Below are 16,789 nucleotides of genomic sequence, written 5' to 3' on the forward strand. Positions count from 1 at the left end.
CTACCCCGGCGCCACGCCTTTCCGTCCTGTCCGCTTTTCGTGGACGCCCGGGAGGCCGCCGAGTGCACGGTCGTGCACATGGCCCCCTGCGTCATGCTGGCCCGCTGCTACTCCGGGCGCTGGTAGACGATGACCTGCGGCGTTTCGTCCAGGTACAGCCCGGTGACGGGCGTGCGCGTGCCGAAGGCCTGCCACGTGAGGAACTCGTGCTCGCGGAACTCCTGGTGGTACTGGTACGCGACGATGTCCGCGTCGAACGGGCTGTTCACCGGCCGCACGTCCGGACGCAGCATGCCGTTGCGCTGGTAGTCGCGGAACGAGAAGCCGTTCACCTCGTGCAGGTAGATGCGCGCGCCCGGCTTCGCGTGTTCGTTGATCCACGGCAGCACGCCGGTGACGTGGCTGGACCAGAACTGCCGCTGCATCCCCAGCGTCGCAGCGCCCGGCAGCCCGCCCGCCAGCTCCGAGTACGCCGCCGTGCCGTACGGGAACACCCGCACCAGCCCCAGCAGCGCGGGCACCAGGAGCAGCGCGAACACCGGCACCGTCACCCCCCACGGTGACACCGAGGGCCGCCGCGCCTTGAGCACCTCCCACAGCGCGAAGCACCCGCGCGCCACCGCCGCGCCCGCGAGGATGCCCAGGAAGGGCATGGACGGGAACCAGTGCTTCACGCCGCCGAAGTGCGGCACCTGCGGGTGGCTGATGATGAGGATGGACGTCACCGCGTTGACGCCCACCAGCGCCTCCGACGCGGTGGGCATCCGCACCCAGTCCCGCGTGCGCGCGCTCAGGCTCAGGAGCGCGCGGCCCACGAGCGCCACGAAGCCCGTCACCATGGGCGCGAAGAGGCTGGTGGGCACCGTCAGCGCCGTCTTCACCACCACGTAGCTGAGCGGGAAGGGCGGCCCGCGCATCAGCGTGCCCAGGTAGAACCAGGCGTAGTGGTTGTGCGTCGCGTGGAAGGCCAGGTACCACGCCGTGCGGTCCACCGGCGCGTGCCACAGGTAGGGCCAGTGCAGGTAGAAGAGGACCGGGCCCAGCACCGCCATGGCCGCCAGCGGCACCAGCGCCCGCGTCACCGGTGGGCTCACCCGCCCCAGGTCGCGCAGCAGCACCACGCTGCCCACCGCGAGCCCCACGAAGAACAGCGTGTGCGGGCTCAGGAGCAGGAACTTCTTCTGGAACCCGGCGGGCCCGCCCAGGAACACCACCAGCAGGCCGTACAGCACCGCCACCGCCGCGAACAGGCCCACGAAGCGGACGAGCCGCACGCGGGCCTCCGGGGCGCCCTCGCTCGCGTGCCACGCGCGCCACAGCGCGAACGGCGTCAGCACGAACGGCAGGAAGAGCGCGTTGTGCTTCGTGGCGATGGCCAGGCCGAACGCCACGCCGCACGCGATGCCCCAGCGGGTGCTCTCCAGCGCGCGCCAGAAGCAGTACACGACGAGCAGCCACATCGCGGCCACCGGCATGTCGAAGCACGCCAGCTCCGCGTTGAAGTACTGGCGCGGCACCAGCAGGAAGGAGAGGGCGGCGAACCACCCCGCGGTGCGGCCGTACAGCGCGCTGCCCAGGAGGAAGCACAGCGCGGGCACCAGCGCCGCCATCGCGAACGCGGGCAGCCGGTACGCCGTCGCGTCGCGCATCACGCCCAGCGTGTCGTGGAAGAGCAGGTGGCTCAACCCGAACAGCGTCTTCATCAGCGCCGGGTGCTCGTGGTTGTAGTCCCACAGGCGCACGATGGCGCTGTCCGTGAACGCCTGCGCGGGCGAGTGCAACAGCAGCCGGAACCACTGCGAGTAGCCCTCCGCCGCGGCGAAGTAGACGCTCTCGTCGCGCGTGAAGCCCACGGCGGCTTCCGTGCTCCACAGCGCCGCGAACGCCAGCACCCACAGCACCAGCGCCGTGAGCTTCTCCTCGCGCGTCGCGGGGCGTCCGGTGCCCAGCGCGCTCATGGCTTCACCCCCACCGCGGGCTCCAGCGCCATCACGTCCAGGCACACCTGCCGCGACTCCGCGTTGTCCGCCTGTGTCCAGACCTTCACCGTGCGCGGCGGCCCGGGCGGCAGCACCACCTCCGCCTTCTGCACGCCCTCGCGGCCCGGGGGAATGGGCACGTACATCAGCCGCTCGCCCGTGACCGCGTCATCCACGCCCACGTACGCGGTGGACAGGCGCGGGTCCTTGGGGTGCGCGAACTCGAAGATGATGCCGCCCTCCATCCGCAGCCCCATGCCGGAGGGCACGTTGGCGAACTCCGCCACGAGCCGCTGCGCGCCTTCGGGCGCGTGCATCCACAGGCAGTGCCGGGGCTCGTAGAAGATCTCGTGCCACTCCGGCGCCACGTACAGGTGCGGCGGGCCGGGGCAGCGGTGCACGCGCCCGTCGAAGGGGCAGTCCTTGCGCGAGCCGTCCGGCTGCTCCAGGTACACGCGCGCCGCGCTCGCGGACTCGCTCGCCACCCAGTGGCGCGGGCGGTAGCGGCCGTTCTCGTAGAGGCGCAGCGACAGCGGGCCCATGCGCGACCCGGGGCCCAGCGCCTTGCGGCCGGGGAGGAAGGCCGCTTCGAACGCGCCCTCGTCGGAGCGGGGCAGCTCCGGCTGGCCCAGCACCCAGATGCGCGGGTGCGCGCTCAAGTCCGCGCCGTCCGACTCCAGCCACCCGTACACGGGCACGGAGGGCGGCACGAAGAGGCGGGCGCGCTCGGTCCACCAGGGGAACAGCAGCACCGCGTCCCCGGGGCGCGCGTCGCGGGCCAGCACGTCCGCCACGGCGCGCTCATCCGCGTCCGTGGGCAGCCGGCCCGGGAGCCGCAACTGGAAGGCCAGGCACAGGAGCGCGACGAGCAGCAGGGCCCCCAGCTCCACCAGGGGCAGGGCGCGCAGGGCCTTAGGACTTGGCAAGACGGATCTTCTGCTCGCTCTTTTCGCGGCAGAAGGTGCAGAAGATGTGGTCGCCCTGGTTGAAGGACGGCGTCCAGGGTGGGTACATCGAGCAGCGCGGATCCAGGCAGTGGTGCAGCTCCCAGAGCGTGCCCAACTGGTGCAGCGCGTGCCGCGCGATGGGCTTGAAGTCCTTCTCCAGGTCCTTGAACGGCGCGATGGAGAGGATGGCGCGGTCCTTGCCGTACCTCGCGAAGCCCGACGTGGGCGCCTTGCCGCTGGGCAGGTCCCGGTCCTTCAGCTTGCGCGAGGTGAGCAGCAGCACCTTGTCGTCCTTGTAGGCCCGGATGCCCTTCACCTCATCGAGCAGCTTCTCCGCGTCCAGGGGCTCGGACATGCCCGCGGGCACTTCCGCGGAGCCGCTGTGCTCGCTGCCCACGCCGAAGGCCGTGTAGAGCGTGCGGTTGAACTTGGCGAGCTGCTTGTCGTCGAAGGGGTCCAGCGTCACGACGCGAATCACGGGGCGTCACCTCGGCGGGAAGGCCCTCGCGGCGTGCCGGGCGCGCTGGGACGCGCGCCGCGGGCGGCCGGGAGGGCCGTGGGGTTCACTCGTCCTCGGGCGGCTTCGCCTTGGGAGGACGGCCACGCTTCTTGGGCGCGGCGGGCTCCGCGGGCGCGGCGCCTTCGGGCGGCTTCGCCTTGGGCGGACGGCCGCGCTTCTTCGGGGCGGCGGGTTCGGCACCCTCCGCCACCTCCGGCTTCGGCTTGGGCGGACGGCCGCGCTTCTTCGGGGCGGCGGGCTCCGCGCCCTCGGCCGGCTTGGCCTTGGGCGGACGGCCGCGCTTCTTGGGGGCGTCCTCGGCCCCCTCCTCGCCGCCTTCCTCCTCGCCACCCTCCTCGGAGGACTCCTCCTCGGACTCGGACTGCGGCTCCTCGTCCGAGGGCAGGTCCAGCTCTCCGCCCTCCAGACCCATGAGGTCGCCGTCCAGGTCCATGTCGTCCTCGTCGCCACCGGGCCGCGCGAACTCCGCGGCGGTGCGCTTGGGACGCTCCTTCCCGGGCGGGAAGAGGACGATGTCGATGGAGTCCTCGGCGTTGGCCTCGGCGGTGCCCAGCGCGGCGGCGACCTCCGACACCAGCAGGTGCCGGGCGTTGTCGTAGAGCTCGCGCTCCTTGGTGGGCAACGGCCGCAGCTCGCTGAGGACCTGGAGGCCCTTGACGACCTCCGCCAGCCCCAGGATTCCGCCCTGGGTCATGCGGTCCAGGTTGGTGCGCGCGCGCTGCTTCCAGTCCAGGTCCGCCTTGTCGCTGTCCGAGCGGAGGAACGCGTAGATCTCCTCCACGTCAGCGGGACTGGCCACCTTGCGGACGCCAATGGAGACAATCTTTCCCTGCGGCACCATCACGACCGCGCCGTCTTCCTCCCGGCGCATGGTGACGAAGGTGAGGCTCTGGCCCGCCACCTCCTTCACGTCGATGGCGGCGACGCGGCAGACCCCCTGGTTGGGGTAGACGACCCGGTCTCCAACCTGGAGCTGGAGTGCAGCGGACCCTTCTGGCATGGCCCCCTCGTGGGCGGGTGTGATGAGCACCGAAGCGAGCGCCGGTCGTAGCACCGTGCCCCGCCGGATGCCACGAGATTACCGGGGAAGCGGTGTCGTCCGGTGGGCATTGCGCTGCGCTTCCAACAGCTTGGCCATGACCTCGTGCGCCCGCGAGTCCAGGACCGCGTCGATCTGGGCGTCGGTCGGCCCCTCGTCCACCGTGCTTCCGGGCCGCGCGTCCACGCGGGTGGAAAGTCCCACTGTCGCCATCACCGCGAACCCCAGGGCCAGCACCGCCAGCAGCTTCTTCATGAGCGTCCTCCGTGGCTGCCCAGGGTAGGGGCGGCCTCCGGATGATCAATTTTTCGGCTACAGGCTGGCGGTGCCCTGTAGCGGCCCGTCGCGCGCGCTACTGGTGCAGCGGCGCCACCGGCGTCACCTCCAGCGTGAGGCCGCCGGAGTTGTCGTGGACGTCGTCGTCCGGGAACGCGAGCCGCAGCCAGCTCGCGCCGCGCATCACCGTGGGCTGGTTGACCTCCAGCACCTCCAGCGTGCCCGGGGCCACGGCCGGGGACGGCCCCGCGCCGTGCAGCGCGAGCACGCCGTCCACCGCGCCGCCGCCGAAGCCGCGCGTGCGCGCCGGCTCCCCGGACGAGCGCACGACGACGCGGTAGGTGGTGGACGGATCCAGCTCCCGCAGGGTGAAGCCGTCATGGGGGGACAGCGAGACGGCGTGCCGGCGCGCGTCCAGGAGCAGGGTGGTGATGGCGCCGCTCGCCTGCTCGCGCACGTGCACCTGGAGCGCGCCGCGGTTGTCGTCGGGGCGGTCGTCCCAGAGGAACACGTAGAGGACGGAGGCGTCGCGCACCAGCACCTCGTCGGCGCCCACCAGGCCGAAGCTGTCGCGCGCGGCCAGCGCCGTGCCGCCCTCCAGGAAGTACACGGCCTGGGCCACCGGCAGCGGGCCGCCCACCGACACGCGGCCCTCCACGCGCAGGCCATAGGCGCGGGTGGGGTCCAACCGCAGGCGCGCCGCCTGGGACGAGGGCACGCGCAGGGCGTGCGCCGCCGGACTGAGCGCGAACGGGCCGCCGGAGGAGTAGCGGGCGATGGACGCGGGCGTCTCGGCCGGACCCGCGGGGGGCAGGGCGCGCGCCGTGGCCGCATGCTTCGGGGCGAGCCGCGCGTGGACCGCCAGCGTGGTGCCGCGCTCGGCGTGGATGCGCTGGCTGAAGGGCACCATGCCCGGCAGCAGCACCTCCAGCACGTGGTCGCGGTCCGACGGCAGTTGGGTGATGAGCGTGGGCGTCGTCTCCACCAGCGTCCGGCCGTTCACGCGGATGGTGGCGCCCGCGGGCGAGGAGCTGAGCTCCACCGCGAACGTGTTGGAGCCGCCCATCATCAGCCCCAGCCACGTGGCCACGAGCGCCGCCACCGCCACCGGCGCGCCGCGCACCGCCCAGCCTCGCAGGGAGCGGTGCCACGCGGGCGGCGGCTCGGGAGGCATCGCCTGCGGGGGCAGGGGCTGCGTCGTCAGGTCGCCCCGGGGCTCGCGGGGCTCCCCCCCGGGCTCGGAGTCGTGGCGGGGTACCTCCGGGGGCGTGGCGATGGGCGGCGGCTCGGCGACGCCGCTCCAGCGGCCCACCCGCGCGATGAACTCGCGCGGCAACTGCACCGGGCGGCCGGCCTCCACGAGCTCCGGCTCGAAGAGGTAGCCCATGAAGTGCCCCAGGTCGCTGGCGGACACGTCCGGCGCGGTGACGTGGAGCTGGCGCGCCAGCGCCTCCGCGAAGGCCTGCGCGGTGGGGTAGCGCTGCTCCGGGCTGGTGGCCATCGCGGTGAGCAGGATGCGCTCCAGCGCGGCCGGGATGTTCGGCGTCCACTCGCGCGGGCGGGCGAAGTCGCCCTGGGCAATCTTCCGCAGCACGTCCTGGAGCGAGCCCTCGAAGGGGCGCCGCCCGCAGAGCATCTCGTAGAGGACCGTGCCCGCGGCGAACACGTCCGTGCGCGCGTCCAGCGCCTCGCCGCGCGCCTGCTCCGGAGCGAAGTAGACGTACTTGCCCTTCGCCGGATCCACCTTGGTGTCGGAGCGCCCGGCGAGCCGCGCCCGCGCGATGCCGAAGTCCACCAGCTTCACCTGCCCCTCGAAGGAGAGGAGCACGTTCTGCGGGCTCACGTCCCGGTGGACGATGTGCAGCGGGCGGCCGTTGTCATCCAGCCGCGTGTGCGCGTACGCCAGCCCCCGCAGCATGTCGATGGCCACCAGCACCGCCAGCGGCGGCGGCAGCGCGGGCAGCCCCTTCTCCCTCGCGCGGCGCAGCACGCGGGAGAGCGGATGGCCGTCCACCCACTCCATCGCGAGGAAGTACTCGCCCTCCACCTCCCCGAAGTCGAAGATCTGCGCGATGTTGCCGTGCGACAGCCCCAGCGCGATGCGCGCCTCGTTGATGAACATGGACACGAACGCGCTGTCGTCCGCGTAGCCGGGGAGGATCTTCTTGATGACCACCGGCTTCGTCACGCCCGCCACCGCCGTCATCCGGGCGCGGTAGATCTCCGCCATGCCGCCCGTCGCGATGCGCTCGAGCAGCTTGTACTTGCCGAACTGGAAGCCGGCGGAAGGCGGCACGTTCGAATCGGCTCCGGTGGAGGGGAGTCCTTCGCAAAAACCGCGAGACGCTATCATGAGGCCATTCAGACGCTCCGGGTGGAATATTCTGCTACGCCCGCCAGCCCGTTCCCGTAACCCTGCATTCTTCCTCTTGGTGTGGAGCAGCCTCACATGGGGTGGTTGCCGGGAGTCTCCGCCCGCCGGACCCACACGCGCGGTGGCCCAAACGCCCTCACTCGCAGTGGATGCGGGGGCCCCTTCAACCGCTCCCGTGGACGCGGGCACCTGGGCGGACGCGACCGTCACGGCCGTGGCCGCGCCCGTCTGGGGCGAGCCCCTTCCGGACGACGTCCTGCGCCTGGAGCTGTCGGGAGAGCAGGTGCGCCTGGGCGCGGAGGCCTTCACTCCGGCCCGGGCTCCGGACTCGGCCCGGCTCGCGGAGCGGGTGCGGGGCAGGGACGTGCTCATCGCCGTAGGGGACGTGGACACGTTCCTCGCGCAGGTGTCGGACGCGCTGGCGGTGCTCCGGACGCAGGCGGACGGGGTATGGCTCCAGCACCCGGACGCGCCGGTGGCCTACCGGGTGGTGCTGCGCGACGAGCAGGGCTTCCGGGCGTGGCTGGAGGAGGTGGCGCCCGGCAAGCTGCGCGTCATCCAGCGCGCGGACGGCTTCGAGCTGACCACCAGCGTGGGCAAGCTGCCGGGGCCGGACCGCAACGGCCCGTCCGTGCCGGTGCGCGGCGGGCGCCAGGACATCGCGACGCTGCGGCGGGAGCTGGCCCGGCTGAAGACGCGCTTCACCACTTCGGATGACCTGTGCCTCGTCCCGTCGTTCGGCACGGAGGTGGTGCAGGTGGCGCGGGCGCTCGGCGGCACGTACGTCGCGCCGCGGGAGGGGCTCTTCGACACGCTCTGCCTCGTGTACCCCACGCCCCGCGCCGCTCCGGACGCGGATTCCCCGTAGGACGGGGGCCCTGAAGCCTCCCGCCTGGCGGGCGGGCACGCACCCCGGGTGGAGTCCCGGGTCGCATTGAGGCGGTGGGGCCTCGCCGCTACTACCGGTGACGTGTCGCGCGCCCTAATGTGCCGCGCGCCTTTTTCCCGAAGGCTTCGGAGGGACATGCTCCCTCCCCGGAGGTCGTCGATGGTCGCCGCAACCGAGCCCGCTTCCCGCCCCCAGGATGTCCTCGCCGGGGGCACCTTCCTCTTCCAGGAGGTGGGCTCCACCCGCATCCTCACGCCCGAGACGTTCTCCGAGGAGCAGCGGCTCTTCTTCAAGACGGCGCTCCAGTTCTGCCGCGAGCAGGTGCTGCCCCAGGCCGAGCGCATCGAGGGCAAGGACAACGCGCTCCTGCGCGACCTGCTGCGCCGCGCGGGCGAGCTGGGCCTCCTGAGCGTGGACATCGCGGAGACCTACGGCGGCACGGGCCTGGACAAGACGACGTCGCTGCTGCTGGCGGAGGCCATGAGCCTTTTGGGCTCCTGGTCGGTGACGTCCAGCGCGCACACCGGCATCGGCTCGCTGCCCATCGTGTGGTTCGGCAACGAGGCGCAGAAGGCGAAGTACCTGCCCAGGCTCGCCTCGGGTGAGTGGGTGGCGGCGTACGCGCTGACGGAGCAGGGCAGCGGCAGCGACGCGCGCGGGGCGAAGACGAAGGCGGTGAAGTCCGCGGACGGCAAGCACTACGTCCTCAACGGCTCCAAGCTCTACATCACCAACGCGGCCTTCGCGGACGTGTTCGTCGTCTTCGCGCAGGTGGACGGCGACAAGTTCACCGGCTTCATCGTGGAGAAGGACACCCCGGGCCTCACCGTGGGCCCGGAGGAGCACAAGATGGGCATCCGCGGCTCGTCCACGTGCCCGCTCTACTTCGAGGACGCGCAGGTGCCCGTGGAGAACCTGCTGGGCGAGCTGGGCAAGGGCCACCGCATCGCCTTCAACATCCTCAACTACGGCCGCCTGAAGCTGGGCGCGGGCGTCATCGGGAGCATGAAGCTGCAACTGCAGAGCGCGCTGCGCTTCGCCCAGGAGCGCAAGCAGTTCAAGGCGCCCATCGCCACCTTCCCGCTCATCCGCGAGAAGCTCGCGCGCATGGCCACGCTCGTCTACGCGGTGGAGAGCATGACGTACCGCACGGCGGGGCTGGTGGACGGGCGCCTCGCGTCCAAGGAGCGCTCGGACGCGGACTACGACGCGCACGTCATCGCCGCCATGGAGGAGTTCGCCACCGAGGCCTCCATCATGAAGGTCTTCGGCTCGGAGGCCATCGGCTTCCTGGTGGACGACGCGGTGCAGGTGCACGGCGGCGCCGGCTACATCGAGGAGTACCCGGTGGAGCGCGCCTACCGCGACGCGCGCATCAACCGCATCTTCGAGGGCACCAACGAAATCAACCGGATGCTCATCACCGGCATGCTGCTCAAGCGCGCCGTGAAGGGCGACCTGCCGCTGTTCGCGCAGGCGCGCGCCGTGGCGGAGGAGCTGGGCCGCGGCGAGCGCCCCCGCGCGGGCCGCCAGGACGCGCTGGCCAACGAGGAGATCGCCGCCGAGTGCGCCAAGCACCTGGCCATCCACGGCATGCGCCTGGCCGCGGAGACCTTCGGCACGGAGCTGGACAAGCACCAGGAGGTCATGGCCGCGCTGGCGGACGTGGTGATGGACGCGTACGCGCTGGACTCCATGGTGACGCGCACCCGTCAGGCCGCCACCGGCGGCGTGCAGGACCCCGTGCGCGTGGCGCTGGTGCGGCTGTACGCGATGGAGTCCACCGCGCGCGCCTTCGAGCGCACCCGCCGCGCGCTCTGCGCCACGCTCAAGGGGGACGCGCTCACGCTGGAGCTCAAGCGCCTGTCCGCGCTGGACGCCTTCACGCCGTATGATCCGGCGGAGCTGCGCGAGGCCGTCGTCGCGGGCCTGGAAGAGGCTGGCGGCTACCCGTACAACCCGCTGTAACCGGCGGGACCGCGCGGGTGCCCTGGAAGCAGCGTCAGGGCATCCGCGACACGGCATCCAGGCCGAAGCTGACCCGGGCCCGCCAGGGCGCGGGCGGCAGGTGCTCCAGCGCCATCAGGTCCTCCAGCCGCTGGAGCATGTCCGGCCGCAGCCGGCCGAACGTCGCGCCGAAGCCCGGCGTCACCGCCTGCGCCACGCCCTTGCGCGGCACGGACGACGTCCACGCCACCTCGCCGTGGAGCAGGAGCGGCCCCTCCGTCATCTCCATCTCCATGAAGAAGGGCGTGCCCACCTGCACCTCGCGGGGCAGGGCGGGGGCGTCCACCTCCAGGCCCACGCCGCCCCGGGAGATGTCGCGCACGTAGAAGAACGGCGCCCGGGGGTCGGCCTCCCTCGCGCGCAGGTGCAGCGGCAGGCGCGGGAAGCGGCGCAGCCCGTTCTGCTCCTCCTGGGCGAAGATGAACTGGAGCACCGCGTCCAGCGCGCTGCGATCCTCCGCGCCGTCGTAGCGCACGGTGAGCAGGAAGCGCTCGCCGGGGCGCGGCTCCACCTTGACGACCTCGCCCAGCACCTCCACCGGACGCGGCATGCCGCCCGCGTGCAGCTCGAAGGTGAAGCGGGTGCCCAGCGGAAGGGCCCTGCGCGTCTCCAGGGTGACGCCGCCCTGACCCACGCTGCGGGTGTACTCGCCGACCAGCGACTGCGGCGTCTTGTAGGCCACCTTCAGTCGAACGTTCGTGTTCACGCGCCGCCAGTCTCAGCCTGGGAGCGGAAGAACTCAAGTTTACCCCATCCTCAAAGGTAGGCCGCGCGGCGTGTGCCCTGGCGGATGTCCGGCCCCGGGCGCGCGGTGTTCCAGCCTGTTGCGCGCTTTCTTGACCCCCCTGGGGGGGGCGCGTATGTATGCCGGCCGCAGAGGGGTAAGAAGTGGGAAGGAGTGGTGGTCCGTCCCGTGTCGGGCTGAAAAGGTGGATCGTCCCGCGTGTTCCGAGGCGTCTATGAGCACCAGATCGACGCGAAGGGGCGCACCAGCCTCCCGGCGAAGCTCCGGGAGACGCTGGTGGGCGCCTACGACGAGCGGCTCATCGTCACCACGGCCCTGGACCCCTGCCTCCACGCCTACCCGGTGCGGGAGTGGGAGGCGTTGGAGACCGCGCTCGCCCGGCGCAACCCCATGGAGCCGGGGGTCAAGACGTTGATGCGGCTGTACGTGGCCAGCGCGCAGGAGTGCCCGCTGGACAAGCTGGGGCGGCTGCTGATTCCGCCGTCGCTCAGGGCGTACGCGAAGCTGGAGAAGGACGTGGTGTGGGCGGGGATGGTGAAGGTGATTGAGCTTTGGAGCCAGGAAGGCTGGGCGAAGGCGCAGGAGGACGCGCGCCAGGAAGCCACCTCCCCGGACGTGTTGCGGGTGCTGGGCGAGCTGCGCCAGCCGTAGCCAGGAAGTCGACAGCTTCAGGTTTCGCAAAGAGAAGGGTGGGCAGGCGCATGGACCAGGTGCAGGAGGTTCGTCGGAACAGGGCGGTGGTGGCGGCGTCCGAGCGCGTGGAGACGCTGATGCTGGAGGGCGAGCTGGAGGAGGCGGACCTGCTCAAGCTGTGCGAGGACCTGATGCACCGGCTGCACCGGGGCACCCGTCAGGTCGTCCTGGACTTCGCGGACGTGTCGCACCTGAACTACCGCGGCGTGCGCCCGCTGATGGCCCGCACGGACGCGTTCCGCCGCGCCGGTGGGGACGTGAAGCTGTCCGGGCTGTCGCCGTACCTGGCCGCCATCTTCCGCGCGGCCGGCGCCCACGACGCCTTCGAGCTGTACCCGCACATGAACGATGCCCGGGCCGCCTTCCAGCTCGCGCGCGCTCCCTTCGTCTGACCCCGCACCCAAGGCCCCCTCCCGTGGACTTCCAGCACCAGACCGTCCTGCTCCACGAGACGGTGGAGCTGCTGAACCCGGCGGAGGGCAAGGTCATCCTCGACGGCACGCTCGGCGGCGGGGGCCACACCCAGGCGCTGCTCGCCCGGGGCGCCACGGTGGTGGGCGTGGACCGGGACCCCGTGGCGCTCGCCGCGGCCACCGCCCGCATGGGCGGCAACCCGCGCTTCCAGGCCCGGCAGGGCAACTTCGCGGACCTGCCCCGCGTGGCGCACGACCTGCTGCCCGTGGACGGCGTGCTGGTGGACCTGGGCGTGTCCTCGCCCCAGTTGGACGTGGCCGAGCGCGGCTTCTCCTTCATGAAGGACGGCCCGCTGGACATGCGCATGGGCGACAGCGGCGTCACCGCCGCGGAGCTCATCGCGGAGACGGACGAGCGCGACCTGGCGAAGCTGCTCAAGGACTACGGCGAAGAGCCCTTCGCGCGGCCCATCGCGCGGGAGCTGAAGAAGGCGCTGCCCCAGCGCACGCTGGAGGCCGCGGAGGTGGTGAAGCGCGCCGTGCCGCGCAAGGCGTGGCCGGACCGCATCCACGTGGCCACCCGCACCTTCCAGGCGCTGCGCATGGCGGTGAACGGCGAGCTGGAGGCGCTGGACGCGCTGCTCGCCGCGCTGCCCTCGCTGCTCAAGGTGGGGGGCCGCGCCGCGGTCATCTCCTTCCACTCCCTGGAGGACCGGAAGGTGAAGGAAGCCTTCCGCGCCCTGGTGGGCGGGTGCACCTGTCCGCCGGGCTTCCCGGTGTGCGTGTGCAACAGCCAGGGTGACTTCGCCCTCGTGTCCAAGAAGGCCGTCGCGGCTTCCGAAGCGGAAGTCGAGGCCAACCCCCGCTCTCGCAGCGCGCACCTGCGCGCGGTGGAGAAAATCCGATGAGCAAGGCCCTCTCGCGTCCCTCCGTGTCCGTGGCTGGCGTGCTGATGCACCTCTTGCCCGCCGTCATGCTCTTCACCCTGTTCGCGGCCGTGGGCATCCTCCACGTCACCAGCCGCGTGCTGGTGGTGGACATGGGCTACCGCCTGTCCAACGCGGAGGGCGAGAGCCGCTCGCTCACCCGGGAGAACGACCGGCTCAAGCTGGAGCTGGCCACGCTCAAGGCCCCGACCCGCCTGGAGCGCGTGGCGCGTGAGCAGTTGGGCATGGCCATGCCCAAGGGCAGCGCGGTGGTGTCCCTCGCGGACGAGCGCGTGAAGGGCTCCAGCACCGCGCAGGCCCGCTCGGCGGCCCCGGCCGTCCGCGTGGCGGAGCGGGGGACCGGGCGGTGAGGGACCTCAAGAGCGCGCGGCTTCCGGAGTCGAACACGAAGGGGCTCAGGCTGCGGGTCCAGCTCCTGTTCGGGCTGTTCCTCGCGCTCTTGGGCACGGCGTTCGGCCGCGCGGTCTACCTCCAGGTCTTCCAGCAGGAGAAGCTGCGCGGCCTGGCGCAGGACCAGTACGTCCGGCAGATCGACATCCCCGCCCGGCGCGGAGACATCTACGACCGGCGCGGCACGCCGCTCGCGCAGAGCGTGGAGGTGGACTCCATCTGGGTGGACCCGTCCATGCTCCCCGACGTGCCGCAGGCGGCCCGCCAGCTCGCCCGCGCCGTGCACCTGGACAGCCGCGACCTGACCGCGCGCCTGTCCCGCGCCAAGCGCTTCGCGTGGGTGAAGCGCCAGGCGAAGCCCCAGGAGGTGGAGGCGGTGAAGGCGCTGGGCCTGCCGGGCCTGGGCTTCACCAAGGAGCCCAAGCGCTTCTATCCCCAGCGCGAGCTGGGCGCGCACATCGTGGGCATGGTGGGCACCGACGGGCACGGCCTGGAGGGCCTGGAGCTGGCCTTCGAGGACGAGCTGTCCGGGCAGAACTCGCGCACCTCCGGCTTCCGCGACGCCAAGGGCCGCAAGCTGATGGTCCAGGGCGCCATGGATCCGCTGGAGCGCCAGGGCGCCACCGTGACGCTCACGCTGGACCGCCACCTCCAGTACGTGGCGGAGAAGGCGCTGGCCAAGGCCGTGGACGACGCCAAGGCGACGGCGGGCATGGCGGTGGTGCTGGACCCGCGCACCGGGGAGCTCCTGGCGCTGGCCAACAACCCGCGCTTCAACCCCAACACGCCGGAGGACGGCGTGAAGAACGCCATCCGCAACCGCGCCGCGCTGGACGCCTTCGAGCCCGGCTCCACGATGAAGGCCTTCGTGGTGGCCGCCGCGCTGGAAGAGAAGGCCATCACCCCGGACCAGTTGTTCTTCTGTGAGAACGGCGCCATGCGCATCGGCCGGCACACCATCCGGGACACCCACCCGCACGGCTGGCTCAACGCCCAGGGCATCCTCCAGGTGTCCTCCAACATCTGCGCCGCGAAGGTCGCCGAGGCCCTGGGCCGCGAGAAGTTCGTCGCCGCCTACCACGCCTTCGGCTTCGCGGAGCGCACCGGCCTGGCGCTCACCGGCGAGAGCCGCGGCGTCATCCCGTTTCCGAAATCGGACATCTCCCTGGCCACCCAATCCTTCGGCCAGGGCATGACCTCCACCGCCGTCCAGCTCGCGGCGGCCTACGGCGCGCTGGCCAACGACGGCGTCCTGATGCGCCCGTACCTGGTCTCCAAGGTCGTGGACCCGGACGGCGTGGTGCTCCTGGAGAACCAGCCCACGGAGCTGCGGCGGGTCGTCTCCCAGAGGGTGGCGCGCCAGGTCGTGGGCATGCTCGAGAGCGTGGTCGTCAAGGGAGGGACCGCGCCCAAGGCCGCCATGGACGACTACCGGGTGGCCGGAAAGACGGGCACGGCGCAGAAGGCGGACCCCGTGGCACGGGGGTATTCCGACAAACGCATCGCGTCGTTCGCGGGCATGGTGCCAGCCGAGGCCCCGCGCGCCGTGATTCTCGTGGTGGTGGACGAACCCAAGACAGACGTATACGGGGGGAACGTGGCTGCCCCTGCCTTCAAGGAAATCGCTACCGCCGCCATGGCCCACCTGGCCGTGCCCCCGTCCCGGACGGTGGCACCCGCCGAGGTGGCCGCGGCCGCCGCGCCCGTGGTGCCCCCTCCGGCACCGAAGGCGCTGGCGAAGGCCGTGCCCTCACGGGCCGGCCTGGAGGATGCGGTGACCGAGACCCCGGAGCCCGGCACGGTGCGTGTGCCGGACGTCCAGGGACAGGCGGGACGGGAGGCCGTGGTGAAGCTGCTCGCCTCGGCGCTGGAGCCACAGTTGCAAGGAAGTGGACGAGTCGTATCTCAGACCCCCCCCGCCGGTGCGCTGGTGGAGAAGGGGGCCCGGGTGACGCTGGAACTGGCGACGCGGCAATGAGGCCGTGTCCTTTCCAGGCCCCGCAAGCAATGCGTGTGAAGGGGAAGAGATGAAGCTGACGGATGTCCTCGCAGGGTGTGGAGCCGAGCAGACCTCGGGCGGCCGTTCCGCGGTCGACGTCACGGGAGTGACGCAGGATTCGCGGCGCGTGAAGCCGGGGGATCTCTTCATCGCCGTGCCGGGCCTGAAGGAAGACGGGGCCCAGTTCATTGGTGAAGCCGTGTCGCGCGGCGCCGTGGCCGTGGTGTCGGAGAAGCAGGGGCAGTCCTCGCAGGTGCCGTTCTTCAAGGTGAGCAGCGCGCGCAAGGCGCTGGCCCTCATCGCGGCCAACTTCCACGGCCGCCCCGCGGACAAGCTGACGCTCCTGGGCGTCACCGGCACCAACGGGAAGACGACCACCACGTACCTGCTGGAGGCCATCCTCGCCACCGCCGCCATGTACACCGGCTCTCCGGCGCCGGGCGTCATCGGCACGCTGGGCTACAAGTTCGGCGGCAAGACGACGGAGCTGGCCAACACCACCCCGGACCCGCTGGAGCTGCACCGCATCTTCCGCGAGATGGTGGACGCGGGCGTGGAGACGGTGGTGATGGAGGTCTCCAGCCACGCGCTCGCGCAGGAGCGCGTGCACGGGCTCACCTTCAAGGCCGCGGGCTTCAGCAACCTGTCGCGCGACCACCTGGACTACCACAAGGACCTGGAGGAGTACTTCCAGGTGAAGCGCAAGCTCTTCGTGGAGAACCTGGGCGCCTCCGGCACCGCGGTCGTCAACGGCGACGACACCTTCGCCAGCCGCATCTACACGGAGCTGCGCAACCAGAAGCGCATGGCGTGGAAGTTCAGCCGCACGGGCGCGGGGGAGATCTCCGCCGCGGACGCCACCTATTCGCTCAAGGGCATCGAGGCCACCCTGAAGACGCCCGCGGGCGACATCAAGGTGAAGAGCAAGCTCCTGGGGCCCCACAACCTGGAGAACATCATGCTCGCCGCCGGCATCGCGCTGGGCGCGGGCATCAGCCGCTCGGACGTGAAGAGCGGCATCGAGCTCGTCACGGGCGTGGCCGGCCGCATGGACCGCGCGGAGAACCACCGCGGCGGCCCGGCGCCCGCCGTCCTGGTGGACTACGCGCACACGGATGACGCGCTCAAGCGCTCCATCGAGGCGGCGCGCGCGCTGGCCAAGGGCCGCGTCATCGTCGTCTTCGGCTGCGGCGGCGACCGCGACAAGGGCAAGCGCCCGCTGATGGGCACGGTGGCCGCGGAAGGCGCCGACCTGGTGATGGTGACCAGCGACAACCCGCGCACCGAGGACCCGGAGACCATCATCTCCGAGGTGACGCCGGGCCTGGAGAAGGGCGGCCTGCGCCGCATCTCCGAGGGCAAGGCGAAGAACGGGGAGAAGGGCTACCTGGTGGACGCGGACCGCCGCGCCGCCATCGAGCAGGTCATCAACCTGGCCAAGGACGACGACGTCGTCCTCATCGCCGGCAAGGGCCACGAGACCTACCAGACGGTGGGCACCGAGAAGCTCAAGTTCGACGACCGCGAGGTCGCCGCGCGCGCGCTGGCCAACCGCATCCCGGGCTGAACCG

General features: G+C 71.7%; 15 protein-coding genes. 8 read left to right on the forward strand and 7 right to left on the reverse strand.

Annotated elements, in window-relative coordinates; all coding sequences use genetic code 11:
- Positions 1 to 107: 107 nt before the first annotated feature.
- From K8612_RS02225 to K8612_RS02250, 6 genes are all read right to left on the reverse strand, one after another.
- On the reverse strand, positions 108 to 1,958 hold the full coding sequence (locus tag K8612_RS02225; protein ID WP_223761098.1) for a glycosyltransferase family 39 protein: 1,851 nt from the start codon (positions 1,956 to 1,958) through the stop codon (positions 108 to 110).
- A complete protein-coding gene (locus K8612_RS02230) occupies positions 1,955 to 2,905 on the reverse strand; it encodes a hypothetical protein (RefSeq protein WP_223761099.1) in 951 nt (316 codons plus the stop codon). Before K8612_RS02230 ends, K8612_RS02225 begins: the two co-directional genes overlap by 4 nt.
- Positions 2,892 to 3,404 (reverse strand): hypothetical protein, encoded by a 513-nt coding sequence (locus K8612_RS02235; protein WP_121752279.1) that lies wholly within the window; start codon positions 3,402 to 3,404, stop codon positions 2,892 to 2,894. Before K8612_RS02235 ends, K8612_RS02230 begins: the two co-directional genes overlap by 14 nt.
- 85 nt (positions 3,405 to 3,489) lie before the next feature.
- Positions 3,490 to 4,446, reverse strand: coding sequence for a CarD family transcriptional regulator (locus K8612_RS02240; RefSeq protein WP_223739864.1), 957 nt, complete (start codon positions 4,444 to 4,446; stop codon positions 3,490 to 3,492).
- Between the two features lie 78 nt (positions 4,447 to 4,524).
- Positions 4,525 to 4,740, reverse strand: a complete 216-nt coding sequence (locus tag K8612_RS02245; RefSeq protein ID WP_223739863.1) for a hypothetical protein — start codon at positions 4,738 to 4,740, stop codon at positions 4,525 to 4,527.
- A 97-nt stretch (positions 4,741 to 4,837) separates the two neighbouring features.
- Positions 4,838 to 7,057, reverse strand: coding sequence for a serine/threonine-protein kinase (locus tag K8612_RS02250; protein WP_223761100.1), 2,220 nt, complete (start codon positions 7,055 to 7,057; stop codon positions 4,838 to 4,840).
- Positions 7,058 to 7,310: 253 nt separating this feature from the next.
- On the opposite strand from K8612_RS02250, the gene K8612_RS02255 reads away from it, so the two are divergent.
- Together K8612_RS02255 and K8612_RS02260 are read left to right on the forward strand one after the other, a co-directional pair.
- Positions 7,311 to 8,003 (forward strand): hypothetical protein, encoded by a 693-nt coding sequence (locus K8612_RS02255; protein WP_223761101.1) that lies wholly within the window; start codon positions 7,311 to 7,313, stop codon positions 8,001 to 8,003.
- Between the two features lie 180 nt (positions 8,004 to 8,183).
- Complete coding sequence (locus tag K8612_RS02260; RefSeq protein ID WP_223761102.1) at positions 8,184 to 9,992, forward strand: acyl-CoA dehydrogenase family protein; 1,809 nt, start codon at positions 8,184 to 8,186, stop codon at positions 9,990 to 9,992.
- 34 nt (positions 9,993 to 10,026) lie between these two features.
- On the opposite strand, the gene K8612_RS02265 is transcribed toward K8612_RS02260, so the two are convergent.
- Positions 10,027 to 10,737 carry a PilZ domain-containing protein gene (locus tag K8612_RS02265; RefSeq protein WP_223739859.1) on the reverse strand — a complete coding sequence of 237 codons (711 nt, stop codon included), beginning with the start codon at positions 10,735 to 10,737 and terminating at the stop codon, positions 10,027 to 10,029.
- A 237-nt stretch (positions 10,738 to 10,974) separates the two neighbouring features.
- On the opposite strand from K8612_RS02265, the gene mraZ reads away from it, so the two are divergent.
- Genes mraZ through K8612_RS02295 form a run of 6 tightly spaced genes read left to right on the forward strand, consistent with a single transcriptional unit; the run spans position 10,975 to position 16,785 of the window.
- Positions 10,975 to 11,427, forward strand: coding sequence for a division/cell wall cluster transcriptional repressor MraZ (gene mraZ / locus K8612_RS02270; RefSeq protein ID WP_120548791.1), 453 nt, complete (start codon positions 10,975 to 10,977; stop codon positions 11,425 to 11,427).
- 50 nt (positions 11,428 to 11,477) lie between these two features.
- On the forward strand, positions 11,478 to 11,861 hold the full coding sequence (locus K8612_RS02275; RefSeq protein ID WP_014398892.1) for an STAS domain-containing protein: 384 nt from the start codon (positions 11,478 to 11,480) through the stop codon (positions 11,859 to 11,861).
- 23 nt (positions 11,862 to 11,884) lie between these two features.
- Complete coding sequence (gene rsmH / locus K8612_RS02280; RefSeq protein ID WP_223739858.1) at positions 11,885 to 12,790, forward strand: 16S rRNA (cytosine(1402)-N(4))-methyltransferase RsmH; 906 nt, start codon at positions 11,885 to 11,887, stop codon at positions 12,788 to 12,790.
- Positions 12,787 to 13,179: a cell division protein FtsL gene (ftsL, locus tag K8612_RS02285; RefSeq protein ID WP_223739857.1), complete on the forward strand. Its 393-nt coding sequence runs from the start codon at positions 12,787 to 12,789 to the stop codon at positions 13,177 to 13,179. Before rsmH ends, ftsL begins: the two co-directional genes overlap by 4 nt.
- Positions 13,176 to 15,197, forward strand: coding sequence for a penicillin-binding protein (locus tag K8612_RS02290; protein ID WP_223761103.1), 2,022 nt, complete (start codon positions 13,176 to 13,178; stop codon positions 15,195 to 15,197). Before ftsL ends, K8612_RS02290 begins: the two co-directional genes overlap by 4 nt.
- A gap of 49 nt (positions 15,198 to 15,246) precedes the next feature.
- Positions 15,247 to 16,785: a UDP-N-acetylmuramoyl-L-alanyl-D-glutamate--2,6-diaminopimelate ligase gene (locus K8612_RS02295; RefSeq protein WP_223739855.1), complete on the forward strand. Its 1,539-nt coding sequence runs from the start codon at positions 15,247 to 15,249 to the stop codon at positions 16,783 to 16,785.
- The last annotated feature ends 4 nt before the right edge of the window (positions 16,786 to 16,789 follow it).

It is taken from the genome of Corallococcus sp. AS-1-6, from assembly GCF_020037015.1.
Taxonomy (GTDB): domain Bacteria; phylum Myxococcota; class Myxococcia; order Myxococcales; family Myxococcaceae; genus Corallococcus.